Source organism: Mesorhizobium sp. M1004, from assembly GCF_040318795.1.
Taxonomy (GTDB): Bacteria; Pseudomonadota; Alphaproteobacteria; order Rhizobiales; family Rhizobiaceae; genus Mesorhizobium.
This window is the reverse complement of the sequence record NZ_JAMYNB010000003.1, coordinates 24,647-41,534: the sequence shown is the minus strand read 5'-3', so window position 1 is coordinate 41,534 and position 16,888 is coordinate 24,647. Positions and strand designations below refer to the sequence as shown.

General features: G+C 62.9%; 14 protein-coding genes and 1 pseudogene. 4 read left to right on the top strand and 11 right to left on the bottom strand.

What is annotated here, in order from left to right:
* Positions 1–74: 74 nt before the first annotated feature.
* From NKH54_RS07065 to NKH54_RS07030, 8 genes and pseudogenes are all read right to left on the bottom strand, one after another.
* Entirely contained in the window at positions 75–422 is a 348-nt protein-coding gene (locus tag NKH54_RS07065; RefSeq protein ID WP_023668719.1) for a DUF6867 family protein, read from the bottom strand.
* A 112-nt stretch (positions 423–534) separates the two neighbouring features.
* Entirely contained in the window at positions 535–1,263 is a 729-nt protein-coding gene (locus NKH54_RS07060; protein WP_023668718.1) for an ABC transporter ATP-binding protein, read from the bottom strand.
* A 20-nt stretch (positions 1,264–1,283) separates the two neighbouring features.
* Positions 1,284–2,390, bottom strand: a pseudogene (locus NKH54_RS07055) (ABC transporter ATP-binding protein); the annotation flags it as partial.
* Positions 2,390–3,985 carry a high-affinity branched-chain amino acid ABC transporter permease LivM gene (gene livM, locus NKH54_RS07050; protein ID WP_023668716.1) on the bottom strand — a complete coding sequence of 532 codons (1,596 nt, stop codon included), beginning with the start codon at positions 3,983–3,985 and terminating at the stop codon, positions 2,390–2,392. The pseudogene NKH54_RS07055 and the gene livM, both read right to left, overlap by 1 nt.
* 4 nt (positions 3,986–3,989) lie before the next feature.
* Positions 3,990–4,892, bottom strand: coding sequence for a branched-chain amino acid ABC transporter permease (locus NKH54_RS07045; protein WP_023668715.1), 903 nt, complete (start codon positions 4,890–4,892; stop codon positions 3,990–3,992).
* A 459-nt stretch (positions 4,893–5,351) separates the two neighbouring features.
* Positions 5,352–6,353, bottom strand: coding sequence for a 4-hydroxyproline epimerase (locus NKH54_RS07040; protein WP_023744963.1), 1,002 nt, complete (start codon positions 6,351–6,353; stop codon positions 5,352–5,354).
* A gap of 13 nt (positions 6,354–6,366) precedes the next feature.
* Positions 6,367–7,785, bottom strand: coding sequence for an NAD(P)/FAD-dependent oxidoreductase (locus NKH54_RS07035; RefSeq protein WP_353027931.1), 1,419 nt, complete (start codon positions 7,783–7,785; stop codon positions 6,367–6,369).
* Between the two features lie 51 nt (positions 7,786–7,836).
* Complete coding sequence (locus NKH54_RS07030; RefSeq protein WP_352537837.1) at positions 7,837–8,730, bottom strand: dihydrodipicolinate synthase family protein; 894 nt, start codon at positions 8,728–8,730, stop codon at positions 7,837–7,839.
* A gap of 69 nt (positions 8,731–8,799) precedes the next feature.
* Here NKH54_RS07030 and NKH54_RS07025 point away from each other — a divergent pair, with 69 nt between their 5' ends.
* Positions 8,800–9,489, top strand: a complete 690-nt coding sequence (locus tag NKH54_RS07025; protein ID WP_352596711.1) for a GntR family transcriptional regulator — start codon at positions 8,800–8,802, stop codon at positions 9,487–9,489.
* A 37-nt stretch (positions 9,490–9,526) separates the two neighbouring features.
* Here NKH54_RS07025 and NKH54_RS07020 read toward each other — a convergent pair whose 3' ends face one another.
* Together NKH54_RS07020 and NKH54_RS07015 are read right to left on the bottom strand one after the other, a co-directional pair.
* Positions 9,527–9,826 (bottom strand): hypothetical protein, encoded by a 300-nt coding sequence (locus NKH54_RS07020; protein ID WP_352459899.1) that lies wholly within the window; start codon positions 9,824–9,826, stop codon positions 9,527–9,529.
* A gap of 202 nt (positions 9,827–10,028) precedes the next feature.
* Positions 10,029–11,525: a CoA-acylating methylmalonate-semialdehyde dehydrogenase gene (locus NKH54_RS07015; RefSeq protein WP_353027930.1), complete on the bottom strand. Its 1,497-nt coding sequence runs from the start codon at positions 11,523–11,525 to the stop codon at positions 10,029–10,031.
* 365 nt (positions 11,526–11,890) lie between these two features.
* Here NKH54_RS07015 and NKH54_RS07010 point away from each other — a divergent pair, with 365 nt between their 5' ends.
* The 3 genes from NKH54_RS07010 to NKH54_RS07000 all read left to right on the top strand — a co-directional run bounded on the left by NKH54_RS07010 (position 11,891) and on the right by NKH54_RS07000 (position 15,486).
* Entirely contained in the window at positions 11,891–12,772 is an 882-nt protein-coding gene (locus tag NKH54_RS07010; protein ID WP_353027929.1) for a LysR family transcriptional regulator, read from the top strand.
* A gap of 123 nt (positions 12,773–12,895) precedes the next feature.
* The gene (locus tag NKH54_RS07005; RefSeq protein ID WP_353027928.1) at positions 12,896–13,336 is read left to right on the top strand and encodes a phospholipase A2 family protein; all 441 of its coding nucleotides are present in this window, start codon (positions 12,896–12,898) and stop codon (positions 13,334–13,336) included.
* Complete coding sequence (locus tag NKH54_RS07000) at positions 13,333–15,486, top strand: phospholipase D-like domain-containing protein (protein WP_353027927.1); 2,154 nt, start codon at positions 13,333–13,335, stop codon at positions 15,484–15,486. Before NKH54_RS07005 ends, NKH54_RS07000 begins: the two co-directional genes overlap by 4 nt.
* Positions 15,487–15,589: 103 nt before the next feature.
* Here NKH54_RS07000 and NKH54_RS06995 read toward each other — a convergent pair whose 3' ends face one another.
* Positions 15,590–16,846 carry a D-amino acid dehydrogenase gene (locus NKH54_RS06995; protein ID WP_023668705.1) on the bottom strand — a complete coding sequence of 419 codons (1,257 nt, stop codon included), beginning with the start codon at positions 16,844–16,846 and terminating at the stop codon, positions 15,590–15,592.
* Between the last annotated feature and the right edge of the window lie 42 nt (positions 16,847–16,888).

Here is a 16,888-nt window from a genome sequence, read left to right as displayed (position 1 = left end):
CAGAAAGCGTACTTTGCCGATTTTCAGGCCCTTGTCACGCCGATTCATCCCCGGAACGGCGTTAATGATGAACGTCAACCTTTCGGTTTCCAGCTTAAGATCGAAGCCCGTTCGTAAAGCCAATTATACTGCGTCACCATCTGGTTCGTACGCGTGTATTGATAGCCGACAAACCCCAATATCATGAGCACGATTGTGTCCACGACATAGTATTGCAGCGAAAACATCGTGCCGCCGAACAAGGCATGATGGATGAACCTGATGCCGATGCCGAGACCCAGCAGATAGGCGAACAGCGCCGGCAGGCTGCGCCATGTCTGGGCGCTGGCCTTGCCGGTCATCCATGCCGCCCAGCCGCCGAGCAGACAGGTGACGAAGAAGAACTGCCAGATGGAAGGTTCCTCGTGAAGAATGCCTTGCATGATGAAGACTCCCTAGCATGATCCCGAAAAGTTGCAGACTTTTCGGACAAAGGTCATGCGACAAACAAACAAGTTGGAGCGGAATACCGTATGCATACATTCCGCTCCAAAATCAGTGATGGCCGCCTTCGAGATAGGCCGCCCGCACTTCCGGATTGGCGAGCAATTCCTTGCCTGTGCCGCTCATGGTCACGTTGCCGTTGACCATGACATAGCCGCGCGTGGCGAGCTTGAGCGCGCCGAAGGCGTTCTGCTCGACCAGGAACACAGTCAGCCCTTGCGTGCGGTTCAGCTCGCGGATGGCATCGAAGATCTGCTTGACGATCAGCGGCGCCAGACCCAGCGACGGCTCGTCGAGCAACAGCAGCTTAGGCCGCGCCATCAGCGCACGTCCGATCGACAGCATCTGCTGCTCACCGCCCGACAGCGTGCCGCCGCGCTGGGCAATGCGCTCCTTGAGGCGCGGGAACAGCGCGAACACCTTCTCGGCATCCTCGTCATAGTGCTTGAGATTGTCGAGACCGGCGCCCATCTGCAGGTTTTCCATCACCGTCATGCGCGGGAAAATGCGCCTGCCTTCCGGCGACTGCGCGATACGCATGCGGGCGATCTCGTGCGTCGGCATCTGGGTGATGTCGGTGCCGGCGAAAGTGATTGAGCCGGCACGAGCGCGCGGCGCACCGAAGATGGTCATCATCAGCGTCGACTTGCCGGCACCGTTGGCACCGATCAGCGCGACGATCTCGCCCTGGTTGACGTGGACATCGACGCCGTTCAGCGCCTTGATGTTGCCGTAGTAGGTCTCGACGCCCTTGATGTCGAGGAGCGTTGTCTCGGCCATCACTTACGCCCTCCGCGCGGCTTGCCTGTCGGGGATTTGGTGGCCGCCGGCTTGGACTTGGCCGTTAGACGCTCGGACGGTGCTCTTGGCGCGGAGTTGGCTCTTGTATCGTATTGGGTGGCTTTTGAAGCTCCCTTCGACACTGTGACCCGCTCGCCCTGGCTGTGGCCGATCGTGTCGCTTACCGGGCCGGCGAGATAGGAAGACGATGTGCCTGGTCCGTGAGCCGAATCCGGCCCGATGTCCAGCTGCTCGATGACGTCTTCATCGCCAACCTCGGTCAGCACCGTCTCGACCTCCTCGTCGTCGACGCCGAGATAGGCGGCGATGACGCGCGGGTCGGTACGCACCGATTGCGGGCTGCCGTCGGAAATCTTGCGGCCATATTCAAGCACCACGACATGGTCGGAAATCTGCATGACCACCGACATGTCATGTTCGATCAGCAGGATCGAGGTACTGCTCTTGATGTCCATCAGCAGCGAATTCAGCGCAGCCGACTCCTTCGGATTGAGACCGGCCGCAGGCTCGTCGAGGCACAGAAGTTCGGGCCCTGTGCACATGGCGCGCGCAATCTCGAGGCGCCGCTGCGCGCCATAGGGCAGGTCGCCGGCCGGATCGTCGGCGCGATCGACAAGATCGGCCTTCTCCAGCCAGTGCTTGGCAAGCTCCACCGATTCAGCCGAGGCTCTGCGGTAGCCGCCGATCCCGAACAGGCCCAGGATCGTATAGCCGGATGCCTTCATCAGCTTGTTGTGCTGGGCAACCAGCAGATTCTCCAGCAGCGTCATGCCCGAGAACAGGCGGATGTTCTGGAAGGTGCGCGCCACCTTGGCGCGCGCCGGGATCTCATGATTGGGCAGCCGTTCGAGCAGGAAGCTCGAGCCGTCGGCCCGGTTGAGCGTAATCATGCCTTCCGACGGCTTGTAGAAGCCGGTGATGCAATTGAAGACGGTGGTCTTGCCGGCGCCATTGGGTCCGATCAGAGCGGTGATCTCGCCGCGCTTGGCCTGGAACGACAGATCGCCGATGGCGATCAGGCCGCCGAACTTCATCGAAAGATGCTCGACCTGGAGGATGGCGTCTTTCATACCCGGATTGGTCTTCTGAATGGAGGTCGCGCTCATCAGCCGTGCCCTTCCTTGGTGAAGGAGGAGGAGACCGCTTTTCGTTCACTGAGGAAGGCCGTCGGTTCACGGCTGCCGACAAAGCCGCGCGGCTTCCACAGCATTACGATGACCATCGCCATGCCGAACAAAAGCATGCGGTAAAGCTCCGGCGTGAAATCTTTTCCGAAGACACTTTTCAGGAAATCGAGTTCGCGCAGTGCCTCGGTGCCGCCGATCATCACCAGCGCGGCGACCGCGATGCCGACCAGCGAGCCCATGCCGCCGAGCACCACGATGGCCAGGATGATCGCCGATTCCAGGAAGACGAAGGATTCAGGGCTGACGAAGCCTTGCCGTGCGGCGAAGAAGGCGCCGGCAAAACCGCCGAACATGGCGCCGGTGGCAAAGGCGGTGAGCTTGGTGGTGGTGGTGTTGATGCCAAGCGAGCGGCAGGCAATCTCGTCCTCGCGCAGCGCCTCCCAGGCGCGACCGACAGGCATGCGCCTGAGCCTGATGGTGACGAAGGCGGTCAGCAGCGCCAGCCCGAGAATGAGATAGTAGAGGAAGATCTTGTAGTAGGCGCTTGACTGGGCGATGTGCAGCACCTTGCCGATATAGTTCGGGTCGGTCGAATTAAACGTCATCAGGCCGAAGAAGGTGACCTTCGGGATGCCGGAGATGCCGGCCGAGCCGTTGGTGACTTCACGCCAGTTGATCAGCACCAGGCGGATGATCTCGCCGAAGGCCAGCGTCACGATCGCCAGGTAATCGCCACGAAGCCTGAGCACCGGAAAGCCGAGCATAACGCCCCAGAAGGCGGCCATGGCGCCGGCGGCGGGCAGCAGGATCCAGAACGACAGGCCGTATTGCGAACCGAGCAACGCATAGGCATAGGCACCGACCGCGTAAAAGGCGACGTAGCCGAGATCGAGCAGGCCGGCGAGGCCGACGACGATGTTCAGCCCCCAGGCCAGCATCACATAGATCAGGATCTGGATGCCGAAATTGTCGACCCACTTCAACGAGCCCTGCAGGCCGCCGGTTATCGACCACGCGTAGATCGACAGCACCACGACGACGAGGATCGGGTATAGCACCAGCGCCGCAATCCCGAGCTTGGTGAAATTGGCGTGGATGAAGGAGCGGAAATAGAAGATCACGCAAGCGAGCGCGTAAATGACGGCCAATGCGCGCAGGAACTGAAGGTAGCCGGCCAGATCGGGTCCCACCAACACCGGCAGGGCGCTGCCGAACGCAACCAGGACAACCGCCAGCACAACGGCGACGATGAAGGCCGGAAGCAGGAAGAAGCGCGACGCGACGCTCGCCGGCAACAGGCCGGTGGCGACATTGGTGATCTTCTGATTGGCCATGAACGGCTGGCCATATGCAATGTAGAAGAAGCGGCCAAGCATGGTCAGCACGACCACGGTGATGAGCAGCAACCAGCGCTGCACCAGGATCAGCTGGTTGCTTATGTTCTGGTCGGTCTTCAGGCCGATGAAGAGAATGAACAACCCCAGCGAGATGGCGCCGGCATAGAACGCTTCGCGCAATGCACGCTGCACGGGGGAGGCGACGGTGTCGCGCTCCGAGGATACGGAAACCGCCATTGTCTCAGACCTTTTCGACTTCTGGCCGGCCCAAAATGCCGGAAGGCAGGAAGATCAGCACGATCGCCAGGATCGAGAACGCCGCGACGTCCTTGTAGTCGATCGAGAAATACGCCGACCACATGCTCTCGATGAAGCCGATCAAAAGCCCGCCAAGCACCGCGCCCGGCAGAGACCCGATGCCGCCGAGAACGGCCGCGGTGAAGGCCTTGACCCCCGGCACAAAGCCGTCGGAAAAGGCGATGACGCCGTAATACATCAGGAACAACGTGCCCGCGACGGCCGCAAGCGCTGCACCCATGATAAAGGTGATCGAGATCGTACGGTCGACATCGACACCGAGCAGCGCCGCCATCTTGCGGTCCTGCTCGCACGCCCTTTGCGCCCGGCCGAGGGAAGTCCTGTTGACCAGGTACCAGAACAGCGCCAGCAGCAGGGCGGTGACGACGACGATGATGATCTGCTTCAGCGACACGCTGATGCCGTTGATGTTGTAGACTTGGCTGACCATCGGCGGGATCGGCTTGTTGCGCGGACCTTGCGTCACCTGGATGAAGTTCGACAGCGCGATCGACATGCCGATGGCGGTGATCAGCGGCGCCAGCCGGAACGAACCGCGCAGCGGCCGGTAGGCCACCTTCTCGATCGTCCAGTTGTAGAGGCTGGTGAGCAGCATCGCCACGATCATCATGATCAGCAGCGCCAGGACGACCGGGACCGAATAGAACAAGGAGCCGAGGATGAGGAAGACAACGAGGGCGGCGAATGCCCCGACCATGAAAATGTCGCCGTGGGCGAAGTTGATCATGCCGATGATGCCGTAGACCATCGTGTAGCCGATTGCGATCAGCCCATAGATCGATCCCAGCGTCAGCCCATTGATAAGCTGCTGGACAAAGTACTGCATGTGTACATGGCTCCCCTGGAATGTCGCCCATGCAGACGCATTCCTTTTCGTATTTCCCCTAGTCGTAAAGTTTCGAGCCCGGATTGCAACGTGATTTTTCAAACGTCGAGCGTGTTTTGCCGGCACGCCTTCCGATTGCCCGTTTTTTTGCTCCCGACCCCTGGACTATCGCGGACCCTATCATTGGCATAACGCAATGTCTTTGACGATTCAGCCGGACCAGCGACCTCATTTCGAAGAAATCCCGGTCAAAATTAGGTGATGAGACGAATCTTTGCGTTGTTGGCGGGTTTCGTTTTTTAGCCACATTCCGTACTGACCAGCTGCAACATGGGTTACTTCCGACTATGGCGGTGGATGCCTCGCCCAACGCGCTAACCTTTCGCTGACTGGTTTCGCCAAGAGGTCCCGCTCTGGGTCCAAGTCTTCGTCTCGGTGGATGATCGGCAGCCTACCGTATCACTTAACCACAAAACCGTGCGCGAACGGATCGCGGTCGTCGATGAATATGGTGTTCAGGCCGGTCATCCGCGCCCAGCCGCCGATCGAGGGAATGATGGCCGGCTTGCCGGCAACAGTGACGTCCTTCTCGACCTTGCCCTTGAACAGCGAGCCGATGATCGATTCGTGGACAAAACTGTCGCCGGCCTTGAGCTTGCCCTTGGCATGGAGCTGCGCCATGCGCGCCGAGGTGCCGGTGCCGCAAGGTGAGCGGTCGATCGCCTTGTCGCCATAGAAGACGGCGTTGCGCGCATCCGCGCCCGCCACTGTCGGCTCGCCCGTCCACAGCATGTGGGACAGCCGGTTGATGCCGGGGTTTTCCGGATGCACGAACGAGTACTTCTCGTTGAGCCGCTGCCGCACCACAGGGCTCCAGGCGATGAAATCGCCGGCGGAATAATCAGCCATGTCGCGAAAATTCGCCTGCGGCTCGACGATTGCGTAGAAATTGCCGCCATAGGCGACATCGACAGTGATCTCGCCAAGCTGTGGGCAGTCGACCGTCAGTCCCTCGGCATAAAGGAAGGACGGTACATTGGTGATGCGCACCTCCTCGACATAGTCGCCGACTTGCTTGTATTCGGCGATGACCAGCCCGGCCGGTGTGTCGAGCCGGAGCACGCCGGGTGTCTTCGGCTTAATCAGCCCATGTTCGATGGCCATCGTCACCGTGCCGATCGTGCCGTGGCCGCACATCGGCAGGCAGCCCGACGTCTCGATGAACAGGATGGCTATGTCGCAATCCTCGCGCGTCGGCGGATAGAGGATCGAGCCCGACATGACATCGTGGCCGCGCGGCTCGAACATCAGCCCGGTGCGGATCCAGTCATACTCCGCCAGGAAATGCGCCCGCCGCTCCATCATCGTCGGCCCCTGAAGCAAAGGGCCGCCGCCGGCGACCAGCCGCACCGGATTGCCGCAGGTATGGCCGTCGATGCAAAAGAAGGATTTTTTGGCCATGATTTCCTCGGACTCAAAACCGTTGCGGGCTGAAGGGGGCAAGATCGATCGGCGAAGTTTGCCCGAGAACAAGATCGCGGATCAAGCGGCCGCTGGCCGCCGCCTGGGTCAGGCCGAGATGGCCATGGCCAAAGGCGTAGACGACGTTGGACGCGGTGCGCGCCGTGCCGATGACGGGCAACGAATCCGGCAGCGACGGGCGACACCCCATCCACTCGCGGCCACCTGACGCGTCCAGCCCCGGAAGGAATTGTCTGGCTTTTTCCAGCATGGCCTTCGAACGCGCAAAATTCGGCGGCCGGTCGAGACCGCCCAACTCGACGGCGCCGCCGACGCGCAAGCCCGTCTCGAGTGGCGTGATGACGAAGCCATGGCCGGAAAAGATCAGCATCCGCTGCACGTCGAAAGCGGTCTTCGGCAGTGTCGTGTTGTAGCCGCGCTCGGTTTCGAGCGGGATGGTGTCGCCAAGCGCCTTCGTCAGCAGATGCGACCATGCCCCGGCGGCCACGACAAGATGTCTTGCCTGCCTGGTCGTGCCGTCGGTCAGCGCCAGCGTCGCGCCATCAGGATTGGCGGCGACGCGCTCTATGCGCGCCTTTTCGAAACGCGCGCCCAACCCTTCGGCATAGGCCCACACCCCCTTGCCGAGCAGTTTCGGATCGGCGACGGTCTTCCAGCCCGGCACGAAGGTGCCCTTGATGAAGCGCGGCGACAGTCCCGGCTGCAGCCGCGCCAGTTCGTCGCCTTCGACATGGCGAAAGCCGATGCCGAAGCGCTCGCGCGCCGCCCAGCCCGGCAGCCCGGCCTGAAATTCGGCCTCGCTTTCATAAAGCTCCAGCGAGCCGTCCTCGCGCAGCATCAGCCGCGTGCCGGAACGGTCGAGCAGGCCCATCCATTCAGCCTCGGCGAGCTTCATCATGCCTGCCTGAGCAGCAAGGCTCGCCTCATATTTTTCTGGTGCGCCAGCGCGCCAGAAGCGCAACAGCCAAGGCAACAGCTTCGGCAAGTAGGCCGGCGGGATGCTGAGTGGCCCGAGCGGATCGGCAAGCCATTTCGGCAAGTGCCGCATCATGCCCTTATGCGCCAGCGGCAGCACGTCGGAGAAGGCGAAGGCGGCGGCATTGCCGGAGCTCGTCTCCTCGCAGATGCCGGTGCGGTCGAAGACCGTGACGCTGCGCCCGGCCTCGGCCAGCATGGCCGCCGCGCAGATGCCGACAATGCCGCCACCGACAATGGCGATATCTACCCCTTCTCCCCGTTCACGGGGGTGAGGAGTGGTCCGCGAAGCGGTGGAAAAGCCGACTGCTTGGCTTTCCGAACGACGAACGCCCGGAGCGCCAGCGAAGGGCTGCGGGGCCCGAAGGGCGGATGAGGGGCAGCGGCCCTCCTCTGTGTCCCTGGAATTTCCTTGCACGTCGGCGCTGCCCCTCATCTGGCTGCCGCCATCTTCTCCCCGTGCACGTGCACGGGGAGAAGAAAGCCTTCAGAACTGCGGCAGCTTCGGCCGTACCGCCAGCGCGTCCTTGACGATCTTCTCGACCGCTTTGCGGCGCTCGCCCGACAGCGGCTGGCGCGGCATGCGCACGCGGTCATTTGTGTCGATCGCGAGCACTTCGGCAAGCTTGATGTTTTGGACCAGATAGGTCGAGACATCGAGATCGAGCAGCGGGCGGAACCAGCGGTAGATCGAAAGCGCCTCCTCGCGGCGGCCCTGCTTCATCAGCTGGTAGATGGCGACGGTCTCGCGCGGGAAGGCGACGACCAGACCCGCCACCCAGCCGATGGCGCCCACCGACAGCGCCTCGAAGGCGAGATTGTCGACGCCGGTGAACAGATCGTAGCGGTCGCCGAAGCGGTTGATGATCTCGGTCGAGCGGCGGATGTCGTCGGAGGACTCCTTGATAGCGACGAAGCGCTTGTCCGCAGCCAGATCCTCCATCTGGTCGACAGTGACATCGACACGGTAGGCCAGCCGGTTGGAGTAGATCATCACCGGCAGGTCGCCGGCCTGAGCGACGGCGCGCAAGGCGGCGACCGTCTCTTCCGGGTTGGTGTGATAGATCGGGCTCGGTACCACCATCAGCCCGTTGGCGCCTTCCCGGCTCGCGCGCTTTGCGATGTTCGCCGCCTCGCGGGTGCCTGCCTCGTTGACGGTCAGCAGAACCGGCTTGCTGCCGGCAACTTTCTGGGCAGTCTTCAGCACCTCGATTTTTTCGTCATGCGACAGCATCGGGCCTTCGCCGAGCGAGCCACAGACGATGATGCCGTCGCAACCGGCATCCATCTGCAACGCAAAGCAGCGCTCCATCTCGGCATGGTCGAGGCGGTCGTCTTCGGTGAATTTGGTCGTGACGGCGGGGAAAACTCCGGTCCACATGATCGTCTCTCCATCTGATATATCAGCCATATATCTGTTGCCAAACCGGCTGTCAATGCGGAATCTGTTATGATATATGGAAGATATATCAGGAGCCCACCTGTGATATCGACTGAGACAGCATCCCCCGAGCCGGCCGCCGCCAAGGCCTATCATGTGCTCGAGCATATGATCGTGACGTTGGAACTGGCGCCCGCGAGCTTTGTCACCGAAGGCGCGCTGATCGAAAAGCTGGCGCTAGGACGCACGCCGGTGCGCGAAGCGATCCAGCGCCTCGCCTGGGAAGGACTGCTCGACGTCAGGCCACGCGCCGGCATCGCCATTGCCCCGCTGCATCCCGGCGACTGGCTGCGCGTGCTGGATGCCAGGCGCGGCGTCGAGGTGGTGCTGGCGCGCTCGGCCGCCCGCTTCGTCACCCGCGAGGCCGCCGATCTGTTTCATGAGGCAGCCCTTGCCATGCAGAAGGCCGTCATCTCGGGCAATGTGCTGGCCTTCATCCAGGCCGACAAGGCGCTCGACGAGGCCTTGGCGATGGCCGCCGACAACCCGTTTGCGGCCCGTCTGGCCGCGCCCCTGCAGGCCCACAGCCGCCGCTTCTGGTTTCGCTACAAGGCCGACACAGGACTGGCCGAATCGGCTGAGCACCACGTCGCGCTAATCCGCTCGATCCTGGCCGGTGACGAAGAGGCTGCCGCCAAGGACGCCAAACGCCTTATGGCACTGCTGCGCGGCCATGCCGAAGTGGCCGCCACACGCTGAACTCCGTCTCTGCTCCAGACTTCCGACCGGTCTTTTATCAGGTGCCCGGCAAGACTGCTGCCATAGCCGCCCCGTCCCAGCCTTCGCCAGCCGTGATGATGCAGCTTTGGCCGTGTGTGTCGGTGGCCAGGATGGTCCAAGTGCCCTGGTCGGAGACGAATATCTCCAGCACCACATTTGGGTTCACCAGGCCACGTGCGGCTTGGCTTTCGTGGAACTTCTCGCCGAGCGCCTTGACCAGGTCGGTCCGCGCCGCGCATTGATCGGCTTTGGCCTGGGCGATGCCGGACATCGCGAACACCGCAAAGAACATCGCCGCCACAAGACGTCGTGTCATCTGACACCTCCTTGCGCCAGACGAGAACCCCGGCTGCTACCGGCGCTATTTTGATGGCCTGCACCACGGCAGGAATGCAATTTAAGGCAGATGACAGGCTCTTGGTTCCATCGCTTAAACGTGATGGCCAATGTCGGTTTCGTACAAAGAAAGGCCCGGGCTTCGAACCCGGGCCTTCTTGCCTATCTTCGAAATCGTCCGGTCAGTTCATCGTCGGGATGACGAACTCGGCACCGTCCTTGACGCCGGAGGGCCAGCGCGAGGTCACCGTCTTGGTCTTGGTGTAGAAGCGGAACGCGTCCGGGCCGTGCTGGTTGAGGTCGCCGAAGGACGACGCCTTCCAGCCGCCGAACGTGTAGTAAGCGATCGGAACCGGGATCGGCACGTTGATGCCGACCATGCCGACCTGGACGCGCGAAGCAAAATCACGAGCAGCATCACCGTCACGGGTGAAGATGGCGACGCCATTGCCCATCTCATGATCGTTGGCGAGCTTGATGGCGCTCTCATAGGTCGGCGCACGCACCACTGACAGCACCGGGCCAAAAATCTCTTCCTTGTAGATGCGCATGTCGGCGGTCACATTGTCGAACAGGCAGCCGCCCATATAGTAGCCATCCTCGTAGCCCTGCATGGAGAAGCCGCGGCCATCGACGACCAGCTTGGCGCCTTCCTTGACGCCGGTGTCGACATAACCCTTGACGCGTTCCAATGCCTGCGCCGTGACCAGCGGGCCGAAATCGGCGGACGAATCCGTCGACGGGCCGACTTTGAGGCTTTCGACACGCGGGATCAGCTTTTCCATCAGCCGGTTGGCGGTGTCGTTGCCGACGGGAACGGCAACCGAGATCGCCATGCAGCGCTCGCCGGCCGAGCCGTAGCCCGCGCCGATCAGCGCATCGACGGTCTGGTCCATGTCGGCATCGGGCATGATGATCATGTGGTTCTTGGCGCCGCCGAAGCACTGCACGCGTTTTCCCGCGGCCGTGCCGCGCGAGTAGATGTAATGCGCGATCGGCGTCGAGCCGACAAAGCCGATAGCCTTGATATCAGGATCGTCGAGGATGGCGTCGACGACATCCTTGTCGCCATTGACGACGTTGAGAACGCCAGCCGGCAGGCCAGCCTCGAGGAACAGTTCGGCGATGCGCATCGGCACGCCAGGGTCACGCTCGGAAGGCTTCAGGATAAAGGCGTTGCCGCAGGCCAGCGCCGGGGCAATCTTCCACAGCGGGATCATCGCCGGGAAATTGAACGGGGTGATGCCGGCAACGACGCCAAGCGGCTGGCGCATCGAATAGACATCGATGCCGGGGCCGGCGCCGTCGGTGAACTCGCCCTTCATCATGTGCGGCGCACCGATGCAGACTTCGACCACTTCGAGGCCGCGCTGGATGTCGCCCTTGGCGTCGGCGATGGTCTTGCCGTGCTCGCGGGCCAGAAGATCGGCCAGTTCGTCATAGTCGCGGGCAACCAGTTCAAGAAACTTCATCAGCACGCGCACACGCCGCTGCGGGTTGGTCGCAGCCCATTTGATCTGTGCTTCCTTGGCATTCAGGACAGCCGCACGCAGTTCCTCCGGCGAAGCCAGCGCCACCGCGCCGCGCACCGAGCCGTCCATGGGCTGCATCACGTCCTGCTTGCGCCCGCTGGTCCCGGCGACATGCTTGCCGCCGATGAAATGACCGTATTCGATCATGGTTTCTCTCCCTGAGTTTGTGATGGCGCATTCAACCCCTTTGCAGGCGCGAAGGCAACGCGAGGGGAAACGCAACCGTTGTGCAAGAAATAGACAACGAAGGACGAGTGTGCATTAATTGCCGCAAATTACAGATTGCTGAAAGGCCCGAAGGTTGCGCTCCGTCACACCCCCCTCTGTCCTGCCGGACATCTCCCCCGCAAGGGGGGAGATCAGATGTGGCCGCCGCCTTCGCAAATCTTCAACGCACCAAAAGAGACGCAGGTGGCGGAGCTGCCAATCTCCCTCCTTGCGGGGGAGATGGCCGGCAGGCCAGAGGGGGGTGGGCGGGAACGCCGCGTTCGCCGCTAGCCCGGACCACCCCCATGAACTGGGATGACGTCCGCATCTTCCTCGCCGTGGCCCGCGCCGGGCAGATCCTTGGCGCCGCCAAGCGGCTGGAACTCAATCACGCCACCGTCTCGCGCCGCATCGCAGCGCTTGAGGATGCGTTACGGACAAAACTGTTTCGCCGGCTTACCACCGGCAGCGAGCTGACGCCGGCCGGCCAGCGCTTTCTCGACATTGCCGAGCGCATGGAAGCCGACATGATCGCCGCGCGCTCCGCCGTGTCGGGCGAAGGCGACGATATCTCAGGCACGGTGCGCATCGGCGCGCCCGACGGGTTTGGCGTTGCATTCCTCGCCACGCGTCTTGGCGCGCTGACCGCGCTGCACCGCGAACTCACCATCCAGCTGGTGCCGGTGCCGCGTTCCTTCTCGCTGTCGCGGCGCGAGGCCGACATCGCCATCACCGTCGAGCGGCCGAGCGAAGGCAGGCTGGTGGCGGGAAAGCTGGTCGACTACACCCTCGGCCTGTTTGCCTCGCGCGACTATGCGCAGGCGCACGGCTTACCCGAGACCGCTGCCGAACTCGGCCAGCATACGCTGATCGGCTATGTCCCAGACCTGATCGTCAGCCCGTCGCTCGACTATGCGGCGGAGTTCAGCCCGGACTGGCGCACCAGCTTCGCCATCTCCTCAGCGCTGGGCCAGGCCGAAGCGGTGCGCTCGGGCGCTGGCATCGGCATCTTGCACACCTTTGTCGCCCGCTCGATGCCGGAGCTGATCCCGCTCGACATCGTGACGCCTATCCGCCGCGCCTACTGGCTGGTCTATCATGAATCGGTCCGGCCGCTGCGCCGCGTGCAGAGCGTCGCCAACTTCATCACCAAGGCGGTCGAGAGAGAGCGCGGGCTGTTTGTCTGATGGCCGCGCCGCCTTGCCCTCGCCACAAAATCGGCCAGTGTGGCAACAAGCGCGATGTCGCCTATCATTAAGGATTGGCTGCGCCGGGTGGGACACTTTTTTGCAAAGCTGGTGCGGATCAAAATGCGAGCGGTACTCGCCATCTTGCCATTTGTCGCGCTTTCCGCCTGCGCCAATCCATGGACCGAAGTTCCGGAAGCCGAATTGCCCAAGCCGGTCCGCATCGCAATGGCCCGCCCGTCGCCTTTCGTCTTCGGCAATTACTGCGGTCCCGGCACCCGCACCGGCGACCTCTCGCCTCGCCCTGTCAATCGCCTCGACAGCGCCTGCCAAATCCATGACGCCTGCTACATCGCGCGCCATAATCATTGCGACTGCGACGGCGCGCTCGTCGCCTCGGCAAAGGCGATCCGTGATGACAAGACAGCGCCGAAAAAGGAGCGCGGCGAGGCCGAGCTATTGATCGCCACTTTCGCACTTCCCGTCTGCAAGGTCTTTCCGCAAGGCTTTATGCCGCCGCGCGACCCGGCTGAGCTGAAGACGATGAACGGGGCCACGGGATGAACCGCGCCATCTGCCTGGCTCTGGCCGGGCTGGGGCTGGCGGCCCTTGCCGCTTGCGCCGCCCCAATCCGGCACAGCTGCGATTTCTTCCCCGATGCGAAGGATTGCGGCCGGCCGTCGGTATCGGCCGGCACGCCTGGACCGCAGACTGCAGCAGCAGCGTTTTTCGGCGATGCCGGTGCCAGCGACTATGAAAGGCAGTTTCTGGCGCTGCTCGCCCACAACCAGATCGGGGCCATCGACAGGGCGAACGGCACCGGTCCGTTCGGACATGACCGCCACGCCATCGCCAACCGCGATTTCCAGGCCACCTACCGGACGCTGGAACGGCTGGCGAAGCCGGTTACCGCCGAACAGATGCCGGCAGCGAGCGGCACAGCCGGCGAAGGCCATTTCAACGGCCGTTGGCGCGTGTCGCGGCAGACGCTCTATGTCAACGCCGCCGCGCGGCCCTCCGCGCCAAAGACGTTCAGCTTTTCCGGCCTGCAGGCGCGCTCGATCGAGATCGTGATGCGCCAGGCGGGAAAGCAGCCGGTTGAGATATCGGGCGCCTGCGACGGGGCGCTGGCGATTCGCGCCGGCGGTGGCTCGCGCAGCGTGGCGAGCGGTGCCGCCTTCCGCCTCCGCCTGTCGGCCGGGCAAACCGCCAGCCTGTTCCCCAGCGATGGTTTGAACCGCTGCAGTCTCAAGCTCAGCTCCAGTCTGGCGCCGGCAGGCGCCCCGCTCACCATCCTGCGCGAAGAGGTTGCCTATCCGGCGATAGCCGCGCTCGACAGCCGCTACGAGCGTTGTCCAGTGCCCGGTCCATCCGGCCTGGATGAACTCGCCCGCGTCTTCTACGCCGGCCGCTGGCTGTCGCAGAGCTGTTCGCTGCCGCTCGGGTCACCGCGCCTGTTACGCAAGTCGCGCGACGGCTTCAACGCCAAGGTCGAAGCGCTGCTCGGCGCGCCTTTACCCGACAGCGCCTTTGACAAGGCCGACCCCGAACTGCCGCTCGATTTCTCGCGCGCGCCGAAACTCAAGCTGGTCTATCTGTCGTCGCTGGAGTTCAAGGCCGATTTTTCCGGCCGCGTCATCGAGCGGCTGATCCGCCATCACGCAGCCCTCGGCACCAAAGTGCGCATCATGGTCACAGACGTGCTGGAGCGCGACAAGGACGATGCCCTGCTGCACCGGCTGGCGGCCGATTATCCCAATGTCGAGTTGCAGGAATATCGTTGGCGGGCCGACCACGGCGCGCCGGTCGACGAGCAACTGTCACAGCTGCACAAGACCCATCACGTCAAGATGCTGGCGACACTTGCCGAGGATCCAGCCCGCTCGCGCGTCATCATCGGCGGCCGCAACATTCATGACGGCTTCCTGTTCCACAAGCCGATCGACCTGTCGCGCTATCCGAACCTCGAGCAATACGGCAAGACCGACGGCCTCTCGCTCAACTACTATTCGAACTGGAGCGATTTCGACATCGAGTTTGCCGACCCGGCCACGGTCGAGACGCTGGCCGCGCATCTCTCGACATTGTGGCTGCGCGACGCCGACACCAACATCGCAAGACCCTTCTCCATTCCGGTGCGCTCCGACAGCCGGCGCCCGCCGGGCACGGTGCGCCATTTCATTTCCGTGCCCTACGAGGACAACCATGCGCTCGAGACCTATTTCGTCGAGCTGATCGACACTGCCCGGCACCATATCGAGATCGTCAATCCCTACCTTAATCTGACGCCGAAGCTCAGCCTGGCCATCGAGCGGGCGCTGGCGCGCGGCGTCAGGATCGACATTGTCGGCCGCATCGACCTCAAGGGCGATATTGGCGGCAAGCTGCTGACCGCGCTCAACAAGCTGTTCGTCGAGAAATATGGCGACCGCATCAACATCCGCGAATTCAAGGCGCCCGATGTCGTGCTGCACTCCAAGATCATGATGATCGACGAAAGGCTGGTGACGATCTCGTCGGTCAATCTCAACAACCGCAGTTTCTTCCACGATCTGGAGAACGGCATGACGGTGCTCGACCCTGCCTTCTACGCCAGGATGCAGCCGGTCTATGACGACTATGTCGCCCATTCGAACCCGGTATCGACCAAGGTGACGATACCGTGGGCCTACCGATGGCTGTTCTCGAAGGGTTGGGTGAAGGAGGCGTTTTGAGGGGCTGGCGACGCTGAAGGAATGCCGTTCTGTAGCGATCCTTTACACCCCTCTGTCCGGTAGGACAGAGGGGGTGCTGGCCCGCGAGCTTTAAAAAGCACCCCTACCTCAAATACCGCTCCGGCCCCAGCTCCCGTACATCGATATCAGGCACCTTGCTGGAGATGATGTCGGACAGCACCTTGGCCGAGCCGCAGGCCATGGTCCAGCCAAGCGTGCCGTGCCCGGTGTTGAGATAGAGGTTGGAGAACTCGGTGCGGCCGACCAGCGGCGGCCCGTCCGGCGTCATCGGCCGCAGCCCGCACCAGAAGGACGCCGCCTTGAGGTCGCCGCCATCCGGGAACAGATCGCCGACCGAATGTTCGAGGGTGCGCCGGCGCGATTCATGCAGCCTGAGATCGAAGCCGGAAATCTCCGCCGTGCCGCCGACGCGGATGCGGTCGCCGAGCCTGGTGATCGCCACCTTGTAGGTTTCGTCCATCACCGTCGACACCGGGGCGGCGACCGCGTCCTTGATAGGAACGGTGATCGAATAGCCCTTGACCGGATAGACCGGGATCGGGCGCCTGAGCAGGCGCATGAAGCGCGCCGAATAGCTGCCCAGCGCCAGCACATAAGCGTCGGCCGCGCGCGAGCGCTGGTCGGTGCCGACGCTGACGATGCGATTGCGGTTCTTGGAGAAGCGCCGGATCTGCGTGCCGTACTCGAACGTGACGCCGCGCGCCACGCAGAGCTCGGCCAGCCGATCGGTGAACATCTTGCAGTCGCCAGTTTCGTCGCCGGGCAATCGCAGCCCGCCGACAAACTTTTCCCGCACGCCGGCCAGCGCCGGCTCGGCCCCAATGCAGCCTTCGGGATCGAGCAACTCGTAGGGAACGCCATATTTCTTCAGCACCTCGACATCGCCGCCGGTGCCGTCGAGCTGCTTTTGCGTGCGAAACAGCTGCAGCGTGCCCTTGGTCCGCTCATCATAAGCGATGCCGGTCGCCTCGCGCAGCGCCTTCAGCGTGTCGCGGCTGTATTCGGCGAGCGGCACCATGCGCGCCTTGTTGATGGCGTAGCGATCCGCGGTGCAATTGCGCAGCATCTTGATGAGCCATGTCCACATATACGGATCGAAGGCCGGCCGCACCACCAGCGGGCCGTGCTTCATCAACAGCCACTTGATTGCCTTCAGCGGGATGCCGGGACCGGCCCAGGGCGAGGCATAGCCCGGCGAGATCTCGCCGGCATTGGCGAAGCTGGTTTCCAGCGCCGGCCCTTTCTGGCGGTCGAACACCGTCACCTCGTGGCCGGCCTCAGCGAGATAATAGGCAGTGGTGACCCCGATAACGCCGCCGCCCAACACGAAGATCTTCATCGCATCACTCTCCACGACGACTTCCGTCAGAGGGCCGCCGCC